Origin of the sequence: Fannyhessea vaginae DSM 15829 (genome assembly GCF_000159235.2) — a bacterium.
Lineage (GTDB): Bacteria > Actinomycetota > Coriobacteriia > Coriobacteriales > Atopobiaceae > Fannyhessea > Fannyhessea vaginae.
In genome coordinates this window covers 419,821-442,816 of record NZ_ACGK02000001.1, presented here as the reverse complement: position 1 = coordinate 442,816, position 22,996 = coordinate 419,821, and the positions used below count along the sequence as shown (strand labels likewise).

Genomic DNA, 22,996 nt, shown 5'->3' with positions numbered 1-22,996 from the left:
TTGTAGCAGCAAGAAAGCACATGTTCACACAGCGCAGTACTATTTATTAAGCAGCAAGTTTTTTGCCTGCCTCGGCCAATGCGTCTAATGCATCGTCATCAGGCTCAAGGTTAGCAATAATGGTGTCAATAACATTTGCACCTTGATCTTCAGCAGAAGCCTTCCAGGTGTCCATCCACTCTCCTGTACCCCAGTCATAGCTTCCAAAAAGCACAAAAGGCTTGTCACCTGCATCGGCAACAACTTCGTTAAACATTTCCTCAAAGTCAGGATCAAGCTCTTCTGCACCCATAGCAGGGCAACCAAATGCAAATGCATCATAATCGGCAGCCTCATCAGCTGTAAATGAAGTCCACTCAATAGCTTCAGTACCTGCAGCATCTGCTAAAGCATTTGCCATGGCTTCGGTGTTGCCCGTTTGGCTCCAATATACAACAGCAACCTTACTCATAATAACCTCCTTATACCAACGTCTGACATGACACTCAAACGTGTTATACCCACATATATGAATATGTACATGCTCTTGGTACCAATGTACCCTATCCGCTTGCGGAATAACATTATTTTTGGTCTATGCTACATGATTTTTTCTGGTATTGGTAGTAATTTTTTTCTCAACGGCTTGCAGATATGCTTAACATCACAGGTACTAAAATGTAAACCTGCTCTTACATGTCTTGACGATCTGCATTCTTTTATCCCGTAAACACGCCCTACGTAGTACAATCAGTATGCGCAAACTGTTATATTCCAAAGGATTGTAACTTGCTTAAATAATTTTGATAAGCGACAAAAATCTACCGATTACAGATAATTACAATTTCACTATAAAAATTGGGTAATAAACGTTTACAGTAGTACCAACTGTCTAGGCAATCACGGGGGTTATCTATGATAAGAACAGGAACCTTAGGAACATTACCAAATGGACTTCTTGCCCGTACTTATACGCTTACCTGCAAAGATGTAAGCGTAACACTTACCAATTATGGCGCAACGCTTCTTAAGGTGGTAACGCCCGATAAAAACAAACACCCCGACGATATTTTGTTGGGCTACCAAAATATAAAAGGTTATCTTGGACAAAATGCTGCCTGCTATGGAGCAACTATAGGTCCTGTTGCCAATAGAAGCGAATTTGCACAGATAATGTTTAACGATCGTGTGTATCACTTGCCTCAAAATGATGGACCACACAAACAGAATAATCTCCATACAGATTTAGAAAACGGCTTGCACAAAAAGCTTTGGGGCGCAAAAGTTGATAAAGAACATAACACCGTAATCCTTACCTGCTCATTAGAGGACATGGAACTTGGACTCCCAGGTGATCGTACGTTTACCGCGCGCTTTGAACTTTCCTCACTTAACGACACTCATCAGCAACTTCGTGTATCGTACACCTGTACAACCAATGTGCCTACCTTTGTAAATATGACAAATCATGCGTATTTTAATTTGGCAGGTCATGCAAGTGGATCAATATTAGATCAGCGCGTATGTATTCACGCCCAAAATTATCTTCCTATTCGCGAGGATGGAATTTCGGAAGGCACTATTTTGCCTGTTCAGGATACACCTTTTGACTTTAGAGAAGAGCGGACAATAGGCGCTGATATGCCGCTCTCTAACGAGCAACTACGTAGAGGCCGTGGATATGATCACTGTTATTGCGTTGACAATTACCACGATAATACAACGGTACGCAGCGCCTTGTATGCCAGCGATCCTCAAAGTGGTAGACATTTGCATATTTCGGTAAGTACACCTGGAGCACATTTTTACACGGGAAATCAGCTTAACGAAAGCGATGTAAAAGATGGAGCCACCTATCAAGCGCATGCAGGATTTGCGTTTGAACCAGAGTTTTATCCTAATTGTTCGCGCCATAGCGAATGGCCACAACCCGTTTGTACGCCAACAAAGCCTTATTGCTCAACCACGATTTACACGTTCTCAACAGACATTATCGAAACTGAAGATGACATTTACGATATGTAAATAGAGAGTTCTTCGTATATATAACGCGCCTTAGGGATGAGGCGCGTCTTTTTGAGCGATATTTGTGCGTTATGCTCGTGCGTTATGCTCGTACGTTATGCTCGTACGTTATGTTCGTGTGTTATGCTCGTGCGTTATATCCGTGCGGTAAGCTTTGGCGTTATGCAAGGTATAACGTATATGGACGGTTATGAAAGACGTACGCGATCTATATAAACTGTGCCGCAATAACCGCAGCAATCATCAAAGCCGAGTTAAACACAATAAAGGTAGGAACACAGGTATCCCAAATGTGGCTATGTTGACCGTCGGCATTAAGACCCGAGGTAGGGCCTAAAGTTGTATCGGATGCGGGAGATCCTGCGTCGCCCAAAGCAGCTGCAGCACTTATCAAAACAATAGTTGCAGGAACCGAAAAGCCCATACTTTGGCAAAGCGGCACAAATAAAACAGCCAAAACAGGCACCGTACCAAACGACGTACCAATTCCCATAGTTACTAAAAGACCAATAATCGTAATCACCAACGCTGCGATAATTTTGCTGCCGTGCATAAAACTTGTTCCAAAGTACACCAGCGCATCAATACCGCCTGTTGCCTTGATAACATTGGCATAACCTCCAGCAACCAGCATAATAAAAGCAATAAGCCCCATAAGCTTAACACCGCCTGCAAGCTGCTCGTCAATGCTATTCCAAGCAATTGCCTTAAAAGCAATCATAACGGCTAATCCTGCAAGTGAAGACAGCGATAAATCGTGCGATATAAGCTGCACAATCATCACAACAACAATTGCAGCAAGCGTAACATAGTGTTTATACGTTAGATTTGACACCTGTGCCATGGCAGCTTGTGTATCGATAGAGGTTGTTTGGTACACGCGTGGCTTTCTATACACTATCAGCACCGCTATCAGCAGACCTATAAACATTGCACAGCCTAAATACCAATTTACACGCGTAACATCCATCACCGTAACACTCATACCATTTTCCGAAAGATTGGTAGCAATTACCGTTTGAAAAATAAGTCCAAAACCAAATGGAATTGCAATATAGGGCGCCTCTAAGCCGAATGCCGTTGCACATGCAACGGCTCGACGATCAATTTTGAGCTTATTCATAAGCGCAAGAATAGGCGGAATAAGAATAGGAATATATGCAATATGGACAGGTACTAAATTTTGCGACAACACGGCAATAAACGTCAGCATGGCAAGCAAGACGTATTTTTTTGTACCGATAACGCGCGCAAGCTTGGCGGTAATAATTTCGGCAAGCCCCGTTGTGCAAATTGCCTCGGCAAAGGTACCAAGCAAAATATAGGCAAGCGCCGTTTGGGCATTAACCGAAAAACCATCGCATAACAAGCTCATAACACTTGTGCCGTCGCCATAAAGGCTTATGCCCCCAGCAACTCCGGCAACAATTGTTGCCGCTATCATAGACAACAAAACATTAAGCTTAAGCAAACTAAGCGCGCACAGTACTACAACCGAAACAATAACGGGGTTAAACAGTATGTCCATAAACTCTCACTTTACTATCCAGTAACCGATGCCTTAAGCGCTTGAAGAACACAAGGCTTAGAAGCTTCTATCAGCTTAACTTTACCTGTAATAAGGGTGATACCCATTGCAATCTCGCGGCCTAAACCAGCAACATCTTGTTTGGGTTCAAAGAACGCCTTAAATTCTTCCAGACGAGCGGACGTGTGAAATACGTCTGCCGAGATTTTAATGAAATTGGTAAATTCCATATCACCGCCAATAGTGCTTTCAAGCCAAGACCACTCGTTTTGCAACCATTGCCACGTTGGTTCTTCGGCATGTGAATTGGACAGAAGCGCGTAATACCACATACGCACGTCCTGAGGCTTAATAACGTCGGTATCCTTAAATTTACGCAAAACATCAGCAATTACCTTTTCATCTGTTGAAGCACAGATTGCCGCACGTAAATCGTTCTTAAAGAGCGCGTCTGTTGTTGTTTGATAAAGTTCTAACAACGCAGGCGCAAGGCTTGGCGTTTCAAAATGTTGAATCTCATTTTTAAGAACCAAAAGACGAATGTCCGCCTGAATATTAAAGAGATTCTCGTGATGAGCTTCGTAGAGCTTATGAAGTTCTTCGATAATCTGTTGGTTGTCGGCACGCAACGCTAATGATGCGTAGAGCGGCCTTGAAAGCATGTCATCGTGAGATTCACCCTGACGAGGACATACGCCCAAAGATTGCATACGATCTTGTGACAACAAATTGCGATAGCGCTTGAAAAGCGCCTCTTCGTCACTATCTGGCGTAATAAACTGCTCAAGCGTATTGCAAACTTCTACAAGCTTGTGCGCAACAATATGCGATGTGGACGTGCTTACTTTTACCAACAAAGGAATAAGATCGGCATACGTGATAAGCTCGGCTTTTGCAAGCAGCGCCATATCTTGAATAAGCTTAAATTGCTCGTCAGCACCAAGCTCTTTAATATGCGCAAGAATATCAGACAAAAGTGTGGTGTCATAGCTAATAATTGCATGTGTTGTGTTGTGCTTGTTAAGAATAAACGGAGTGCCAGCACATGCGCGCAGCTGCGCGTAATCTCCTAAATCACAAGTTTCTTCGGTCATAAGCGAGGGCACTTGTTCATAATTTGAACCAAGCGGAATCTGCCATAAACGAGCCTGATCACTATGCTCACCAATAAAGAACTGCTGTTGATGCAAGAACAAATGACCGTCTTTAACATACGCGTTAATAACAGGATATCCAGGCTGCTCAAGCCAAGAGTTCATAATCTGACCTACCGCAAAGCCACTTGCAGCCTCAAGTGCATCCCATAGATCCTCGCCTTGAGCATTGCCGTACTGATGTGCGTCAAAATATGCTTTAAGACCTTTACGCAGGGCATCGTCGCCCACAAGCGCGCGTACCATAACCAACAAACGAGCACCTTTGGCATACACAATTGCACTATCAAAAATAGCGTCAATTTCGCGCGGATCCTCTACCATAACATGAACGCTTTGTACTCCATCGGTTGCATCACGCGAAAGTGCAATAGACGCTTCGGATGTTTGGAAGGTATCCCACATACGCCATGAAGGTTCAAGCGCGTCAGTTGCTACGTATTCCATCATGGTTGCAAACGACTCGTTAAGCCAAAGATTATCCCACCATTTCATGGTAACTAAATCGCCAAACCACTGATGAGCAAGTTCGTGGGCAATAACTGATGCAACACGTTGCTTATAGGTATGCGAACTATTGTTTTTATCGTAAAGCAAGCATGCTTCGCGATACGTAACAAGACCCCAGTTTTCCATTGCACCAGCTGAAAAATCGGGGAGCGCAACATGATAGCTGTGTTGAAGAGGATAGGGAGTTTGATAATAATCTTCGTAAAAGTCAATACAACGAGTAGCAATGTCAAGCGCAAGATCGAGCACATGTGGCTGATGGGCGCGCGTGGCAAAGACGCCTACTTCTACACCAGATGAGGTATAAGCAGTTTTGCGCTGTAAATCGCCACATACAAATGCAAGCAGATAGGTGGACATTTTAACCGTGGTATCAAAAATATGGTATCCATCTTTGCAGGCGATCTCATTTTGATTAGAAAGCGCAATTTCGCCTGGTTTTTCGTCAAATTTGAGTGCTAAATCAAACGTTGCCTTAGCACAAGGCTCGTCTACACACACAAACGCTTCGCGTGCAAACGTAGTTTCAAATTGCGTGCCAATAAGCTGCTTTTTTTCACCGTTATGCAGGTAATATGACGGATAAATTCCCATCATAGTATCAGTAAGTGGTGCTGAATACTCAATCTCAACACGTACGGAGCCTGTTTTAGGGCCAAAAATTGTTACGGTTTCAGATTCATCGGATACTTCAAATGCACATTCGCACTCGTCTATGCACACGCGCGAAATGGATAAATATTTTTGATTAAGCTTAAATGTTGGTGTTTTTGCCTCACCGTCGATTACTACACAACCTGTAAAGCGTTTTTCTTCTCGGCTTACATCAAGCTTTATGGCATAATGCGAAGGGATAAAACTATCAAGCAATCTGACTTGTTGAGACATACACACATTCCTTTCAAACGATGGATATTTCATATTATACTGAAAGGCACGCAGAAGCTATACTAAAAGCGTGTTTCTTACAGATGGATTCTTATGTCAAACGTATAAAACTCAAGTAATGCCAGGCACGCAAGAGCACACGAGCAAGCATACAAGCTGATGGGCGCGCAACACGTGCAGCACTACTGGTAAGTAGAGCGCATAGACAGAAAGGATACTTATGGCGACGGTCCTTATCATACATATCATAGGAATTATGGTGATTATAGCCCTTATGTTTGGTGCGTACGTTATAGGTAAACGGCGCGGACTTTCGCAAGCGAACGCACAGACAAGCTTGCTTGAAGAAAAACTCCAGACCGCTATAAATACCCACCAAGCGCAAATGTTGGAGCTACATTCTCAAAATTCTGCACTGACAGCCCAAAACGCTGAGCTCAACAATCGCTTAAGCGATATAAAAGAACAATTAAGTCTGGTTCAGCAAAACGAACAACTCCGTCTTACCAAAGATTCAAACGAACAAAAGCATAAGCTTTTAGTTAACGAAAGCGTTATTAAAGCGTTTGAACCGGTAAAGGCAAAGCTAGACGATTTACAACACAAAGTAATGTATATGGAAGAGGCTCGCAAACGAGATTTAGGTGCCCTTGATGAGCAGCTCAAAGGTCTTGACAGTCAGCAAAGACGTCTTGATAGTGTTACATCATCGCTTTCATCAGCTTTGTGTAATAGCTCGGTACGTGGTGCATGGGGCGAAGTCCAGCTTAAAAATATTGTTGAAGCTGCAGGTCTTACCGAACATATCGACTTTGATACACAAGTAAAACTTTCTACCAGTGATGACAAAAGCTTTAGACCCGATATGATTATTCATCTGCCTGGGAATAAAACCATTCCAATTGATTCTAAAGCTCCTTACAATAATTATCGCCGTGCATGCGAAATTGACGACTCGGCTGATGAAGAGGCGCTTCGCAGACGAACAGAACTACTCAAAGCTCATGCGGCCGATTTGCGCGGACATATCAATGCGCTCAGTAAAAAATCATACTGGGAGTTGTTTGAAACTAATCCCGATTTTGTAATTGCCTTTATTCCAAACGAAGCTCTCTTACAGGCCGCCCTTGCTGTGGACGAAGACCTGCTCACATATGCATTTTCTAAAAAAGTTGCGCTTACGTCTCCCGTAACGCTGTGGGCAGTTCTTAAATCGGTGGCGTGCGCGTGGCACCAACAAGAGCTCAGCGATAATGCGCGCGAACTCTTTAATCTTTCGCAAGAACTATGCGAACGCCTCGCAACGCTTGGCGACAAGGTAAGTGCGGTAGGTAAAAATTTATCGTCAGCAGTTAAAAATTACAACAGCATGGTGGGAACACTTGAAACACGTGTTCTTGCTAGTGCAAGAAAAATGAAGCAGCTAGACGGCACTAAACTTACGGTACAAGAACTTGATAGCGAAAAAACAAATGTGCGTGAGCTTTCTGCGTCGGAATTTATAAGCACGGGCGCGAGCGAGGACGCACAGTAATAAAGGCAAAAGAAAACGCCGCCTGCGTAGGAAAGGGGGACGCAAGCGGCGTATGAGACCTGTTCGCTATCGGGGAGAGGGTCCGAATGCGTCAGGTAGAAGTTAACGAATTCAATAAGTTACCACGAGATAACTTACGTAAGTTATAGTACACTATTTCTAACTTTTGTCCAGCAACTTTTAAGGTTCATAAAATTCACAAGTTATACACAAACAAACGTTGCACACATGAACTGTATAATGCGGCACACTTGCATGCACGCTTGCATTTTTTGTTACTCATTACACGTTACACATATACGCACCACGCATTCCATGTTAGACAAAACCCGTGTTAGACAAAACCGTAGCTTCAAGTTACAAAAATGCTCATGAACGCACAAACGCATTCATGAGCATATGTTGTTTAACTTTTGTGCAAAGAATCACGGCTAGAGTTACTTATCTAGCTTAGCGCACCACGCGTGTTACACACGCGCTACACAGCACAAGATACCTGACTCCGCACGTTTTTACGCTACGCTTCCCTACGACGAGCAACCACAACCACAGCCGCAACCAGAAGAATGGTGCTGTGAGCTATCTTGTTTATGCTCTTCAAGCGTCTCTAAGTTTGACACAATCTTGGAATCTTTTGTATCCCACGCTGGTTGCGGACGCAAAATTTGGAACAGTAACAGCACAATAAAGAGCCCTGCCACAAATGTCCACACACTTACATTGCCCAATACAATAAGTTCCCACATCTGATTGATAATCAAGCCTACTACCCACGCAAATCCGCATTGATATGCAATAGCAAACCAGAACCAGCGTGCATTGTTCATTTGTTTACGAATGGTACCAATTGCTGCAAAGCAAGGTGCGTCAAGCATGTTAAACGCTACGAAGGCGCATAGTGCTCCTGCGTGCATTAAACCATTAGAATCGGTAAACATACCAGCAAAGCCTGTCCACATAGAAACTGAGTTTTCTGTTGCATCGCCCAAACCGTAAAGTACACCAAAGGTTGATACAAGGTTTTCTTTTGCAATTAATGCAGAAATCGAAGCTACTGTTGCTTGCCAATTTGCACAACCTAAAGGCGCAAGAATCCAACCGATTGCATTACCAATGCCTGCAAGAACAGAAAAGTCCATAAACTCTTCGGGAACGCCTTCCATAGCTGGAAGATAGCCAAATGCTCCGCTGCCTTCCTGCCAGCCAGCAATACCAAAGTTCGACAAGAACCAAATACCTACAGCTGCCGCAAAAATAATAGTACCGGCTTTGCCAACATATGAGCCAATACGCTCCCAAACATGCAAGCCCCACGATTTAAGCGTTGGAATATGATAATCAGGAAGCTCCATAACAAACGGTGCAGGTTCGCCAGCAAACCACTTAGTCTTTTTGAGCATAATTGCCGAGGAAACAATGCAAACAATACTTAAGAAGTAAAACAGAGGACCTACCCACCATGCATCGCCTCCGCCAATCAGCACGCCCATAACCAGCGCAATAATCGGTTGCTTTGCACCACAGGGGATCATCGTCGTAAGCATAGCTGTCATACGACGGTCTTTTTCATTTTCGATAGTTTTGGTTGACATAACGCCTGGAACACCACAACCCGAAGAAATGAGCATAGGAATAAATGATTTTCCAGAAAGTCCAAAACGACGGAACACCCTATCCATAACAAATGCAACACGACTCATATATCCGCAGTCTTCGAGGAAGCACAGCAAAATAAAGAGCACAGCCATTTGAGGGATAAAGCCAAGTACCGCACCAACACCGCCGATAATACCATCAACAATAAGGCTGATAACAGGATCAGAGACGTCCATTGCTTTCAATGCATTTGTTGCTGCCTGTGGAATTGATGGAACAAAGCCTGGAAAGTCGCTTGGATCGGGCTCGTCTTGAAGACCGTCAACCGCTTCATCAAAGGCGTCTGCATCAACCTCGTCCACAACATCAAGGGTTTGCCCTTCTTCAAGAATGGGCTCACCATCTGCGTCAAGACGCGTAATGGCTTCGCCTTCGCTATCAACAAAGTTGCCATCTTCGTTATGAAGTGGAACATCGTGCGCTACCACCTGTGCATCGCGTGCGCCGTCTTTAAAGGTATCAAGCGTTGCTTGAGCCTCTTCGTCATCGTCGTCTTCTTTAAGCTTTGAAATTGCATCCGCAACACCGTCGGTTTCAACGCCTGCGTCTTGCGCTGCGTCTATATACCCGTCAATTTGATCTTGATAGTGTTTGTCATCAAAATCTGATTTTGCGTCATTAAATTCTGACTCACCTGTTTGTGAAATAAAGAAGCCATCACCAAAGAGGTTATCATTGACCCAGTCTGTAGCACCTTTACCAATGGTAGAGATTGAGAGGTAGTACACCATAAACATTGCCAGCGCAAAAATAGGAAGACCTAAAAATCTGTTGGTTACCACTTTGTCAATTTTTTCCGAAAGCGTCAGCTTCTTTGGCGCGCGATTTACACAATCGTGCACAACGGTTTCAATCCAGTCATAGCGTTCTGAGGTGATAATAGATTCAGAATCGTCTTGGCGCTCTTTTTCGATCGGCTCAATTACGCGCTCACATGCTTCAAGAACCTCATCAGATAAAGAAAGTTGCTTAATAATTTGGGCATCGCGTTCAAAGACCTTGATGGCATACCAGCGAAGATGATGCTCATCACATGCAAAACTAATAACACGAGCAATTTCTTGCAATGCGTTTTCAACATCTTCAGAAAAACATGCAGTGCCTTTAGAAACAACGCCTGTGTGTGCTGCATTATGCGCGGCTTCTACCAATTCTCCAATATGGGTTCCGCGAAGTGCACTTACCTGTAAAACTGGAACACCAAGCGCACAAGAAAGTTTCTTGGTATCAACAACGTCTCCGCGCTCTTTAAGCAAATCTGCCATATTAAGACCAACAACAACAGGGCAACCGCTTTCGATTACCTGAGTTGTAAGGTATAAACTACGCTCAAGATTTGTTGCGTCAACCAGATTGATAAGCGCAGATGGCGACTCCGTCATAATATAATCACGCGACACAATTTCTTCGGGAGAATACGGAGAGAGTGAGTAAATACCTGGAAGGTCAACAAATATTGTAGATTTATCTTTTTGCCATGCAGCTTGCTTTTTCTCAACCGTAACGCCTGGCCAGTTACCAACATAACCATTTGAGCCAGTCAACTCATTAAAGAGCGTGGTTTTTCCACAGTTTGGATTACCCGCAAGGCCGATAAATGTCTTAGTGGACATGTGATGGACTCCTTTTCTATGCTTTTTGAGTGGTTGCTGAGGTTTGTGCAGAAGACGCGTCTTCTACCTGGGTAACCTCTACACATTCGGCCTCACTTTTGCGAATGGATAACTCATATCCACGCACGGTAAGCTCTATAGGGTCACCAAGAGGAGCCAGTTTACGAACAAAAAGTTTTGTGCCTTTGGTAAGTCCCATGTCCATAATGCGTCGTTTAACTGCGCCCATTCCAAGCAGGCGACTTACAACGCATGTTTGTCCCACATGCACGTCTTTTAAGGTAGCCATGCATACTCCTTTCCCGAGCGTTGCCAATCATGCACATAAAGCTGTGCACAAGCAAACGCGTATATATCAAATAACTCTTGAGGTTGTTATACATAAACGACAGTAATGTGTTGGAAACCCTTGTGCGCGCTCTAAGTTATGCTGCATGCATTACATAACTCACGACACGTACGTCTCGCCACATGACCAAACTCATTAATGCACGTAAATTCTGCGCGCTATCTCCGAGCCAATGCCAAATGTTGTCCCTTTAATTCGCACGATAACGCTTCCGCTCAGCTTGGAAATAATTTCGACAAGCGCGCCGTCAACGAAACCCAAAGAAGTAATATGGTGTTTTGTATCGTCATTTCCGCGAACAGCACAAACACGGCAAACACTACCTTCACGCATGAACGAAAGTGGCATACAATCACCACTCATCCCGTGAATTTCTACCGTCTTGTTCTGTTGCATATGTGACGACCTCTCCCCTTACAACCCTTTGTTTGTTGAAACCAAAAGAGTTAAATGAACCTAACTAAGTAGTAACATTGTAAACAAATATTTTCAGCTTACTTACAGAAATTAAAGAATTGTTAGTTTTGGTTAAGATTTTCTTAAGCTTTATACATTATTTTCAGGTTCTACACAGAATCCGCGTAATTAAAAAGCACGCTTATAGGTTATAAGCGTGCTTTACACAAACATTATTTAGGTTTTATAAGGTGTTCCCTTAAAACTTGAAACCTTACTTGGCGCAAACCTTATTTTTTTCTGAAAGAATTACCCCGTATTTTGCAAGCCGGCAGCAACTCCTGAAACGGTACACAAAATAAGATAGATAAACTTTTCTTTTTCCTCGGGACTTAAATCTTGACCCCGTGTGCGCAACACTGAAAGCGCATGAGCCTGAGTTACCGATAAAACATCTACAAACGGGCTGCGCATACGAATAAGCGGACCCAACACACGACGATGCTCAAGCGGCCATTGATTGCCTGTAATGGATAACACCCACTTTTTGGTGAGTTCCATCTCGTCGAGAACCAACGCCGTTAAATCGTCACGCTTACCAAGTGCCAAATACATTTTTGCAATCCGCGTATCTGTTTTTGCAAGCGACATTTCGATATTGTCAATAAAGGTCGTAAACAGCGGCCATTGCTTATACGCGCTGCGTAGACGTGCCAAATCACCAATCTCCTCGCATGCAGTTCCTAAACCATACCAGGCTGCTAAATTGGTACGAGCTTGTGACCACGAGAAAATCCACGGGATGGTACGTAGATCAGCAAGCGATGTTGCACCTAATCCGCGTTTAGCTGGGCGGCTCCCAATAGGCATCATACCAATCTCGGCCAAAGGCGTAACGGTAGAGAACCACTCAGGGAAGCCTTCAGTATGAATCAAACGCAAGAAACGCGCATGAGCTGCACGGTCGAGTTCTTCGGCTAGGCCCAAATAAGATTGAGTAGTTTCGGTATTGAGTTTTTCGATAGAAGGAGCCGACTGCAAAAGCGTAGCACCAGCAACAGACTCAACGTGCCTACGTGCTAAAACTGGATCTCCATAACGTGCAAAAATAACTTCACCCTGTTCGGTAAGCTTAAAGAATGCATTCACCGAACCCATAGGCTGAGAAAGAACTGCACGGTTTGCAGGACCGCCACCACGTCCAACTGCGCCTCCGCGGCCGTGCATTAAAATGAGGTTAATGTTGTGATCTTTTGCCCACTGCGCAATGCGCGCCTGTGTTTCATGCAGTACAAGTGTTGCCGACGTAGGACCTGCGTCTTTAGAAGAGTCGGAATATCCCAACATAACTTCCAAACGTCTGTTTGTTTGAGCCAGGCGCTTTTGAACCGCAGGAATCTCTATCATGTGATTGAGCGTATCAATTGCATTATTTAAGTCTTCTACCTGCTCAAAAAGAGGGATAACATCAAGCGTTGGTACGTCTTTATCATGCGCAAACGCAAGATGGGCAAGCGTATAGACGTCTTCAATATTTTGAGGCGACTGTGTAAACGAGATAATATAGCGACGCGCCGCCTCAACACCATTGCGGCGTTGAATAGAACCAATAGCACGAAATGTATCAAGCACTTCTTTAGTCATGGGCGCAAGCTCGCCACGCTCTCCCCAACGACCATGCGCACGAATGTCTTCAAGCGCACGGGTATGCACGAGCGAGTGTTGACGAAACTCCATTTGCACGAGCGAAAATCCAAACGTTTCTGCCTGCCAAATAAGACGTTGCACCACACCGTATGCAGCACGAACAGCTCCTGCTTGTGCAAGGGACTCTTGGACAATGCGCAAATCGCTGATAAAGTCTTCTGCCGTTGTATACATAAGATCGGCAGTACGCGTAATAGTTGCTTCCAAACGATTTGCCATAACCTTAAGCACGGCATGGTGTAGCTCACTTGCAGAAACCTGATACGCACGCGCAGAAAGAACTTCACTCATTTCAACCTGATGATTCCATAGATTGCGCAGCTGCTTAGAAGCAGGTGTTGACACAGTATCAAGTGTTAGGCTTCGCGCAACCTTTTTGGTTTCCTCGGCTAATTTTGTAAGCATATGCGTGCGGAATTTTTCGGCAACTTTTCTACTAACTTTTGCCGTAACATTAGGATTACCGTCACGATCGGTTCCGATCCAACTTCCTGGCTTAAAAAACGCAGGACATAAAGGCGGAACCTTACCAGCATCATCGCCCAATTCCCAATCGTCAAAGCGACGATATACATCGGGAACCATTTCAAAAAGCGTGTGATCAAAGATGTCAATAATGGTATCGGCTTCTTCAACAGGAGTTGGCTTTTTAAGCGCAATAGGAGACGTTCTAAAGAGCGCCTCAATTTCCTCAAGCATACGACGATCATTCTCGGCCAAAGAAGCTCCACCAAGGCGCGCGCGTTTTTCGAGCAGCGTTGCAATATTTCTAATACGCGCCTCAACGGTCTTACGGCGTGCTTCGGTTGGGTGCGCCGTAAATACGGGGTGAAATTCCAAACGGTGCAACAGCTCATTTGCCTTGTCTTTGCCACATTCACGCATAATTTCGTGATAGGCGGCACTTAAATCGTTGTTAGGATTAGCAAAAGGATTGTCTTTTTTTGAAACAGGCGTAGATTTTTCACGTGCGCGCAAAGCAGCAACACGATAATTCTCTTCGCAGATGTTTGCCAGATGAAAATATGACGCAAACGCACGCGCAAGCATCGTGGCTTCATGAATCTCAAGACCGTTTATAATACGCACGGCATCTTGGAGTGCAGAACACGTTTGACTTGGATGGTGTGCTTCCTGATTATCTGCCTCGATAAAGTCGGAAAGAAGCATATCAAACGTGGTACAAAGGTTTTCATCGTATTCCTGAATAACTTTACGTACAAGATGAAGAAAAAGCGTTAAATTACTTTTAAGGCTTTCAGGAATATTAACACGCTCAAAAGTGCGTTCCTCTTCGGCATGAACCATATGTGTGTTTATTTGTTTTGATTGTGCAGGCTGCAAAGGTTTGTATACATGAGCTGCTGTTGCACTGCTCTTGGTATGGTTTTGTGCCTTGTAAGCCTCTTTATCGTTTTTGCCAGATTGGTTTTGACCACTAAACTCCGACACGATAACTCCTTTATAAACAATACCCTACCTAACTTACTTATCTAACAATACACCACTTTAAAGCGCTGCAAGGCAGGTTTGGCAATTTAGCATAAGCGACACAGAAGCCGTAACCATTTTGAAATCTTTCTCACTAAAATCTTACGTCCGTGTAAACGCTACAAAAGCAAGAGCGCGCGGGTGAAACAAAACCGTATAATAAGGATTACGTGTAGCTTAATATCCAATCATACAAACATATATAACATATACATTTGTATGATTGAAAATTTTGCAAGGCTGGCGTGTATATCGTGTTACCAATATGGTTGTCGTTTGCACACAAACACGGGTGTAAACCAGCAGTACGTAATAAACACGCATCTATCACATAACACTTTTGGTGTGCAAACGTTAGGATGATTTATGAAACAGCTGTTTTGTTGTGTAAAACACATGTTTGCACCAAAAAAGACACGTTACAGCCGTACAACGCGCACGTGGAGCGAGCTACACGCGCCTCGATCTTCACATAACATCATGAAGTCTTGGAAAAATCGTCTTATGGAAGGCATGCGGCACCAAGATTTTGCAAATCAGGTTGCACTCTATGGGTCGCATCGAACTGTTAAAGATTATCTTTGTAACGCCCTTGGGCAGGCATGCATGGGGCTTATGTTCCCTTTGCTTACCATTTTAGTTTCACAAATCTGTGGGTGCGATAGTGCTGGCCAATTCTCTATGGCATTTGTAGTTGCCAGCGTGTTTCAATTTATTGCACTTTTTGGGGTAAGGACCTTTCAAGTATCCGATGTCAGCGAACAAGATTCATTTGCCGCCTATCAGCTACAACGCATACTTACCTGCATTATTATGGCAGTAATAAGCTGGGTATATCTGACGCTGCGCCATGATAGTGAGCTCATGTCATCTCTGCTTATTTCGCTTATGACTTTCAAACTTATCGACAGTCTTGCCGATGTCTATGAAGGTCGCTTGCAACAATGCGATAAACTTTATCTAGCAGGCATTTCACAAGCAATTCGCTGCGGCGGTGCGTGCTTTGTCTTTATGTTAGTGCTTATACTTTTTCGCGATGTACAAACAGCAACACGTGCACTTGCTCTCTTTGCAGGCGTAAGCTTTGTTATTATCACCTATCCGCTTGCAAAATTTGAAACGCCCAAATCGCGCGGCTGGGAAGCAATTGAGCTCAGTGAGCTTTTTTATGAGTGTTTCCCTGCATTTTTAGGTCAATTTCTCTTTGCGCTTATTGATACTTCACCAAAATTTATTATGGAAGCCATTCTGGATTACCAGCAGCAGCTCTATTTTAATGCGCTCTACTTTCCAGCAATGGCTATTGTACTTGTTGCTGCGCTTGTGTATAAGCCACAGCTCATGAAATTATCGATGCTGTGGACACAAAGCGACAACACAAAACGTTTTGACACACAAACGTTTATCATTGCAACAAGTATTATAGGCATTACGGTTCTTATGGCTTTTATTATGTGGAATTGGGGCGCAACTCTTAATGGAATTCTTTATGGCGTCTCATTTAAACATTTACAGCTTGAACAGTTAGGCATGGTTATTGCGGGCGGTTTAAGCGCATGTATCGACTTTTTCTTTCAGTTGCTCACCATCATACGCAAACAAGCAAATGCTTTTACGTCCTATCTCATAAGCTTTGGCTTTGTTATTATATGTTCTCTCATATGCATTACTACATTGCGTTTCAGCGGTGCTGTAGGAAGTTATGTGGGAGCCATGATACTACTTTGTATGCTGCTATGCTTGCAGTATGTACATGCACGAAAAACCATTCAACAACACTAATGTTGCAGAAATAAAAACGCAAGGAGAACTTTATGCATCATACAAAAGGTACGAGCCCATATACCTCACACGTTAGCATAAAAACTGTTGCTACTCTTATATTGGTGGTTTTGTGTTTGGCATTTTGTATTTTTGCTACGTGGACATACACGCACCGCCTAAGTCCTGCACAGCAAGCAGCCAACGCGCGTGAGCAAGCGGCAGCCGCAGCAAATGAAGCCCAGATTGCGGCAAAGCAATTACAAACAGAAAAACTTACAACGGCTGCAAGCCAATACCAAGATGCACTTAAAAATCCAAGCGAATACGTTTCTCATGATTTTGCAGTTACTAAAATATCATATGCTGTCATTGACATTACAGGAGATAAAATACCCGAAATGCTGATGAAGATCGAATACGAAAAAGCCATGTCCGAGATCTATATTTTTTCTTCTTTGGGCAAGCAAGGCGATATGACAGTCACAGATAAACCGCTTTATGAAGGCCATGCAACCATAGGTGATGACACAACAGGATTTCAAATTGGAAAAGAGCCTAACAAGCTCTTACAAAATGAGTATCCTTCTAATTCTCAAACGATAACCAGCACAATGTATAAACTATCAAACGGAAAATTGATACGTAAACAACAATGGACCTATATCAAAAACCATGCACCAGAGCCACTCTCTTCTAATCACTGGCGCTTGGCTTCCGAGATAAAATTTGTCGATACAAACGATACCTCACTCTTAGATGATATGGTTAAAAACTAGGTTGTAGGATAAACAGACATCCTATCTGAAAAAACACGTACAGCCATGCACATGTTCTATATGCATATTGTCTATGACATCATGAGTGCGATTTAACTTTTTTAGCGTAAAGATAATCAAGTTTTTGTAGAGCGCAAAGCTCAACTTTTCAACTTAACTTAAGCTTTATTTGACATCCTCCAAAAACTTGCTATTATTATAACTAACATATGAACGCTTGTTCATATGTATATATGTAAGGAGGTTATATGCCGCGCCAATCAGCCGCGAACAAAAAGAATTTGCACAATTCGCAGGAAAAAGCACAAATAACACCACACAAACCTCTTAATGGAGCAACGGCAAAAGATACCGCAAAAGCCGAGATTGCCGCTATGGACATGCCCGACGAAGAAATTCTCTACGATTTGGCCGACCTATTCAAGATTTTCTCGGACACAACGCGCGTCAAAATTCTTTTTGCACTAACCTGCGGTAGCCTATCGGTTAACGATATTGCAGACGCAGTTTGTTTGTCACAAAGTGCCGTTTCTCATCAGTTGCGCATTTTAAAGCAAACACATCTTGTTCGTTTTAAGCGCGAAGGTAAACAAATTATCTATTCGCTTGCCGACGACCACGTAAACACCATGCTTTCCCAAGGTATGACGCACATGTGCGAATAGCTGTACTTATTTTGTACCTATCCATGTATCGTAAACAAGTTAAACATATTTAACTTATCTACATCACTTATCAGTACCTCGTAAGGAAACAGGCACTATAACTTGTTTCTTTATAGATCGCAACGTCAGGACAAACCATGAACTACCTCGTACGTAAATTCCAAGATCTCTCCCCCGAACAACGCTTCAACCTTATGCGAATTGTAATTTCGTTGGTTATCTTTGTCATCATTGAGCTTCTGCCACTCAAACTACTTGGACTACCTTCTATCGCGTGCCTGTGGATCCAATTTGTACTCTTTTTGGTTCCCTATCTTATAGCAGGATCAGACGTTATTGCGCGCGCCTATAAAGGAGTTATCCGCGGGCACCTCTTTGATGAAAATGTTTTGATGGTCATTGCAACGGTCGGTGCATTTGCGCTGGTATTCTTCCCCGAAAGCGATCCTCATATGGCAGAGGGTGCAGCTGTTATGATCTTCTATCAAACTGGTGAATGGTTTCACGATTACGCGCTTGATCAAAGCCGCAGCTCCATTAAGTCGATGATGAACATTGCGCCTGCGTATGCCTATCGTATTGAGGGTGATGTACTTACCAAAGTTAAACCTCAAGATATTGAAGTTGGCCAATGCATTATGGTAAAACCGGGCGAACGCATTGCGCTTGACGGCGAAATAATAAACGGCTATTCGCAAATAGACACCTCCGCTATTACGGGCGAAGCTTTGCCACGGTTGGTACATATTGGATCGTCAGTGGTAAGTGGTTGCGTTAATTTATCGGGCGCGCTTACTATCAAAGTTACCAAACAGTATGAAGACTCTACCGTACAGCGAATTTTAGATCTTGTAGAAAATGCCAGCTCGCGCAAGGCTCACGCCGAGCACTTTATCTCAAGATTTGCGCGCATATATACTCCCGTTATTGTATGTTTAGCTGCACTTTTAGCAGTTGTTCCACCGCTTATGGGCTATGGTTCATACTCAACATGGATACAGCGTGCGTTGATATTTTTGGTGGTAAGCTGCCCGTGTGCACTCGTTATTTCGGTGCCGCTTTCGTTCTTTGGTGGTATTGGAGCCTCGTCAAAGCAGGGCATACTCATAAAAGGTTCAAACTATCTTGAAACACTAGCTGTAGTTGATACCGTTGCGTTTGACAAAACAGGAACGCTTACTACGGGAAAGTTTGGTATTATCACTGTTCATCCCGTTCCCGATATTGCACGTGGTGTACTGCTACGTATTGCAGCGCATGTAGAAGTGTTGTCTAATCATCCAACTGCGCAGGCTCTTCGACAGGCATATACTGCAGGTGCAAACCCGCAATTAGTAACTAACTTTACTGAACATTCAGGCAAAGGTGTAAGTGCCGATTTTGAAGGGCACCGCATTGCAGCTGGTAATCTTGCACTTATGGAAGAAGTGGGGATTCACACGCAAGCATGCGAAGTTATGGGAACCACCATTCACGTGGCACAAGACGGTGTGTATCTAGGGCACATTGTTATTGCCGACTCCCCTAAAGACGATGCTTCGCAAACCATTCTTAATCTGCACAAAATTGGCGTTGAACGGTGCGTTATGCTCACAGGCGACAGGATCGACGTCGCAAAAAGCGTATGCCAAAAGCTTGGAATGGATGAATTCCATGCAGAACTTATGCCGCAGGACAAAGTTGCAATTATCGAAAAACTTATTCGTCAAGAAGACTTGGGCGGCAAACTGGCATTTGTGGGTGATGGAATTAACGACGCTCCCGTTTTAATGCGCTCGGATGTAGGTATAGCTATGGGCGCTATGGGCTCTGATGCGGCAATTGAAGCAGCTGACGTGGTACTTATGAACGACAAGCCCTCAGGCATTGCAACAGCTATCAATATTGCACGTAAAACCATGAGAATTGTACGTCAAAATATTGTGGTGGCACTCGGTGTTAAAGTTTTAATTTTAGGTTTTGCTGCTTTAGGTATTGCAAATATGTGGGTAGCCGTTTTTGGCGATGTGGGTGTTGCGTGCTTGGCAGTTGCCAATGCAATGCGCTGCCTGCGTGTTAATAAATCTAAAATTAAATAAACTGCAGGGAACATGTAAATAAATGTTAACATTTTGAAAGGAGAAATAATGGAAACAATAGTATCCGCTTTATTAGTTTTTGTCTCTACATCAATTGACTACTTAATTGTTTTGACTATTTTATTCGCCATTCAAGGCAAGGAAGGTTTGAAATCAATTTATGCAGGACAGTATATAGGTACAGGACTGCTTGTACTGGTTAGTCTTATTGCCGCTTACTTTTTAAATTTTATTCCACAAGATTGGATTATCGGCCTCCTTGGTCTAATTCCACTAGGTCTTGGTATAAGATCAATTTTTGTGGATGAAGATATTGATGAAGAAGACATCGAGGGAAAAATTACCAGAAATGGATCAAAAATCTTAGCATTTACAAGTTTAACGGTAGCAATGGGTGGAGATAATTTAGGAATTTACATCCCCTATTTTACAGGAAAGAGTTTGATTGAGATTAGTATAATTTTAGTAATATTTGCGTTAGGGATTTTGATTCTATGCAAATTATCTCAAAATCTCGCCTCAATTTCTGCTATCGGAGAGACTGTAGAGAAGTACGAAAAAATAATTGTACCTGTCGTGTTTATTGGACTCGGTCTATATATATTAACTGAAAATGGAACGATTAATTATTTCATATCCCTAATCACAAGTTAATAGTCTATTTTTATATTTCAGACCTATTAAAGAAATCTTTAGTAGGTCTTTTTTGTTTACTTAAAATTATCTTATCTATCCCAAGAAATATGAGTTTTCAAAATTCGTGTTGATAAATCTAAAATTAAATAAACTACACAGAAGATGTAAAGAAATTCGTGCTGTTCATGTGCGCAAGGCATGCACAACAAGCTCAAAAACTATCAAAGATAAGAAATAAAAAACTGGAGCCAGCTACCAGACTTGAACTGGTGACCCCCGCTTTACGAGAGCGGTGCTCTACCAACTGAGCTAAGCTGGCCTACCACAAGCGTATGTTATTCATAATGTAATGTTTGAAAACATACGCCTATTAACTATACGGAAAACCAGTTATATTTCAAGAGAAAATTATGCCATGCATTATTTAACCAAAATTGCAAAACTTCTTATCAAAAAAGCTTGCCTTGAAACAAGACAAGCTTTTCCCACTTTATATCAGTCGCTATCAGCAATGTAGTCAGCACTCAGTCGCTCTACTAAAACCTTCATGCAACCGTAGAAACTGTAGCAAACGTAGCTTATGCTCCAAGCGTATTAAGAGATACAGACACGCGAGCAAAGGTTTTGTTCACAAACGTTTTCCATTCTGCAGCACCTGCTTGTTTAATTTGATTTGCTTTTTGCATAGCAATAGAATACGCAATACGAACAGCATCAAAGGTGGCACCTTTACTTGATATATCAAACTTACTTAATGCTTTAGCATACGTGCTATCCGATGATTTCCATGCGTCAGCAGAGCTATCCCATTCATCACCTGCAAGCTTAATAATGTATTGAGCGTACTCTGCAGAGGGTTCTTTCTCTTTTCCTGCAGCAGGAGCCTTAGGAAGCTCAGGTATTGTAGGAGCTTGCGTGGTAACAACCTGCTTACGCAATTTATCCAAAATAACCGAAGTTCGCAAGAGCTCCTTAACCTTGTCTTCATCCATACCATAGTTCTTTGCAATCACCGACATATCATCTGTGCCCAAAGATGTTTTAGCAAAATCCGAGACTTCGTCATCAGAAGCGTCAATACCTTGGTTATCTGCTTCGTTTTTAAGCAGTGAAGTACGAATGTAACCCATAATGTCTTCAGCAGAAGGCATAGGATACGTTCCATCATCTTTCTTTGAATTTTCAAGCGAGCGTTTTTGTGTAATAACGTCTTGTGCAATAACGTCCACGTGCTTTCCATCTATTTCATAAGAAGCAATGGGCAACTTAAGCTGATCTTCGGTAAGCGTTTGACCATCGGCAGTATGTTGCGAAGAAAAGTTTGGAAAAGGAATTCCCGAAACATAATGACCCAAACACATTCCTACAAGCAAAACAACAAGAAATGCAAGAATTAAAAGCACATAAAATCCAATGCCATGACCATGCTTTTGAGCCTTCTTGCTGCTTTTAGGCAAAACAATTTCGCGTGGAGCTTCATGTGCACCCGAAGATGTCTGCGATGAAACATTTTGCGCGTGCGAAGCATGATTTCCATTTGAATGAATACTCATAAAAACCTCCGAATTATGCATATGCCGTCCGTGCACAGGTTACATATACTTAACTGACCGCATCACTAACAAGCAATAAGTAATGCGCTAACAAACATATTGTGACAAATATTAGGCATCTTGTTTAAGTGTCTGGATAATCTCAACGGAAAATTTATTAATATAACCGTTTGAATTATGCGCATCAAATTCAAAACGTTTCTCCATAGCCGCGCGTGTTTTGCGCGAAATATGGCCTTGTGCAAACGTTAACATCATCTTTAAGATATCGCGATATTCAGGATCACCGTGGTAACACTGGATAAACTCATCCAAGACGCCCCATGATTTATCAGAATTTTTTTCTGACTGGCTGCCATAGGCAACTAAGAATCTACATGCTGCCAAACGAACAGCAGCAGATTCGTCGTCAAAAAGGCATGTTTCGGCGTCTCTAAACGTTTTACTCATACTTTTAACGTCATATGGAGCCAGCAAAGCCAGCGCATTTAATGCTTCCCATCGCGTTTGGGCTTCGCTGCAACCAAGCGACTTTTGCAAGGGGCGAATATATGGGACAACTGCCTCGGGATTTTGCGAGCAACGCACAACTAACTCATGTGCACAATCTTGACGTTCACGACGACGCGTACTCTGCAAGCCCTGAGCTAAATTTTCCAAAGGAATGTTCGAATAATCTATCTCTTCCATAACA

The 22,996-nt window shown here is 42.9% G+C and carries 16 protein-coding genes and 1 tRNA gene; 7 read left to right on the top strand and 10 right to left on the bottom strand.

The features are described from left to right. Window positions 1-46: 46 nt before the first annotated feature. On the bottom strand, window positions 47-451 hold the full coding sequence (locus HMPREF0091_RS01930) for a flavodoxin domain-containing protein (protein WP_006302527.1): 405 nt from the start codon (window positions 449-451) through the stop codon (window positions 47-49). A 443-nt stretch (window positions 452-894) separates the two neighbouring features. Between HMPREF0091_RS01930 and HMPREF0091_RS01925 the strand changes: the two genes are divergently transcribed. Beyond that, window positions 895-2,004, top strand: a complete 1,110-nt coding sequence (locus tag HMPREF0091_RS01925) for an aldose epimerase family protein (protein ID WP_006302525.1) — start codon at window positions 895-897, stop codon at window positions 2,002-2,004. A 208-nt stretch (window positions 2,005-2,212) separates the two neighbouring features. Here the strand turns inward: HMPREF0091_RS01925 and HMPREF0091_RS01915 are convergent, their stop codons facing one another. Together HMPREF0091_RS01915 and HMPREF0091_RS01910 are read right to left on the bottom strand one after the other, a co-directional pair. Next, the gene (locus tag HMPREF0091_RS01915) at window positions 2,213-3,532 is read right to left on the bottom strand and encodes a Na+/H+ antiporter family protein (protein WP_006302522.1); all 1,320 of its coding nucleotides are present in this window, start codon (window positions 3,530-3,532) and stop codon (window positions 2,213-2,215) included. Window positions 3,533-3,546: 14 nt separating this feature from the next. Beyond that, window positions 3,547-6,084: a M1 family metallopeptidase gene (locus tag HMPREF0091_RS01910; RefSeq protein ID WP_006302520.1), complete on the bottom strand. Its 2,538-nt coding sequence runs from the start codon at window positions 6,082-6,084 to the stop codon at window positions 3,547-3,549. A 220-nt stretch (window positions 6,085-6,304) separates the two neighbouring features. On the opposite strand from HMPREF0091_RS01910, the gene HMPREF0091_RS01905 reads away from it, so the two are divergent. Further along, window positions 6,305-7,618 (top strand): DNA recombination protein RmuC, encoded by a 1,314-nt coding sequence (locus tag HMPREF0091_RS01905; protein ID WP_006302518.1) that lies wholly within the window; start codon window positions 6,305-6,307, stop codon window positions 7,616-7,618. A 527-nt stretch (window positions 7,619-8,145) separates the two neighbouring features. Here HMPREF0091_RS01905 and HMPREF0091_RS01900 read toward each other — a convergent pair. The 4 genes from HMPREF0091_RS01900 to HMPREF0091_RS01885 form a co-directional block, all read right to left on the bottom strand. Further along, on the bottom strand, window positions 8,146-10,887 hold the full coding sequence (locus HMPREF0091_RS01900) for a ferrous iron transporter B (protein WP_006302516.1): 2,742 nt from the start codon (window positions 10,885-10,887) through the stop codon (window positions 8,146-8,148). Window positions 10,888-10,903: 16 nt separating this feature from the next. Beyond that, window positions 10,904-11,176: a FeoA family protein gene (locus HMPREF0091_RS01895; protein WP_006302514.1), complete on the bottom strand. Its 273-nt coding sequence runs from the start codon at window positions 11,174-11,176 to the stop codon at window positions 10,904-10,906. Window positions 11,177-11,371: 195 nt separating this feature from the next. Further along, window positions 11,372-11,632: a FeoA family protein gene (locus HMPREF0091_RS01890; protein ID WP_006302512.1), complete on the bottom strand. Its 261-nt coding sequence runs from the start codon at window positions 11,630-11,632 to the stop codon at window positions 11,372-11,374. A gap of 309 nt (window positions 11,633-11,941) precedes the next feature. Then, window positions 11,942-14,791 carry a phosphoenolpyruvate carboxylase gene (locus HMPREF0091_RS01885; protein ID WP_006302510.1) on the bottom strand — a complete coding sequence of 950 codons (2,850 nt, stop codon included), beginning with the start codon at window positions 14,789-14,791 and terminating at the stop codon, window positions 11,942-11,944. A gap of 405 nt (window positions 14,792-15,196) precedes the next feature. Here HMPREF0091_RS01885 and HMPREF0091_RS01880 point away from each other — a divergent pair, with 405 nt between their 5' ends. From HMPREF0091_RS01880 to HMPREF0091_RS01860, 5 genes are all read left to right on the top strand, one after another. Continuing rightward, window positions 15,197-16,612, top strand: coding sequence for a lipopolysaccharide biosynthesis protein (locus HMPREF0091_RS01880; RefSeq protein WP_006302505.1), 1,416 nt, complete (start codon window positions 15,197-15,199; stop codon window positions 16,610-16,612). A gap of 32 nt (window positions 16,613-16,644) precedes the next feature. Then, window positions 16,645-17,370: a hypothetical protein gene (locus HMPREF0091_RS01875; RefSeq protein WP_006302503.1), complete on the top strand. Its 726-nt coding sequence runs from the start codon at window positions 16,645-16,647 to the stop codon at window positions 17,368-17,370. A gap of 248 nt (window positions 17,371-17,618) precedes the next feature. Then, complete coding sequence (locus HMPREF0091_RS01870; RefSeq protein WP_006302501.1) at window positions 17,619-18,035, top strand: ArsR/SmtB family transcription factor; 417 nt, start codon at window positions 17,619-17,621, stop codon at window positions 18,033-18,035. A gap of 137 nt (window positions 18,036-18,172) precedes the next feature. After that, entirely contained in the window at window positions 18,173-20,113 is a 1,941-nt protein-coding gene (locus HMPREF0091_RS01865) for a heavy metal translocating P-type ATPase (RefSeq protein WP_006302499.1), read from the top strand. A gap of 48 nt (window positions 20,114-20,161) precedes the next feature. Further along, window positions 20,162-20,767, top strand: coding sequence for a cadmium resistance transporter (locus HMPREF0091_RS01860; protein WP_006302498.1), 606 nt, complete (start codon window positions 20,162-20,164; stop codon window positions 20,765-20,767). 225 nt (window positions 20,768-20,992) lie between these two features. Here HMPREF0091_RS01860 and HMPREF0091_RS01855 read toward each other — a convergent pair. The 3 genes from HMPREF0091_RS01855 to HMPREF0091_RS01840 form a co-directional block, all read right to left on the bottom strand. Further along, window positions 20,993-21,068 (bottom strand) — tRNA-Thr (locus HMPREF0091_RS01855). Window positions 21,069-21,327: 259 nt separating this feature from the next. Next, window positions 21,328-22,302 carry a SurA N-terminal domain-containing protein gene (locus tag HMPREF0091_RS01845; protein WP_010241424.1) on the bottom strand — a complete coding sequence of 325 codons (975 nt, stop codon included), beginning with the start codon at window positions 22,300-22,302 and terminating at the stop codon, window positions 21,328-21,330. A gap of 111 nt (window positions 22,303-22,413) precedes the next feature. Continuing rightward, window positions 22,414-22,992 carry a hypothetical protein gene (locus HMPREF0091_RS01840; RefSeq protein ID WP_232236001.1) on the bottom strand — a complete coding sequence of 193 codons (579 nt, stop codon included), beginning with the start codon at window positions 22,990-22,992 and terminating at the stop codon, window positions 22,414-22,416. Between the last annotated feature and the right edge of the window lie 4 nt (window positions 22,993-22,996).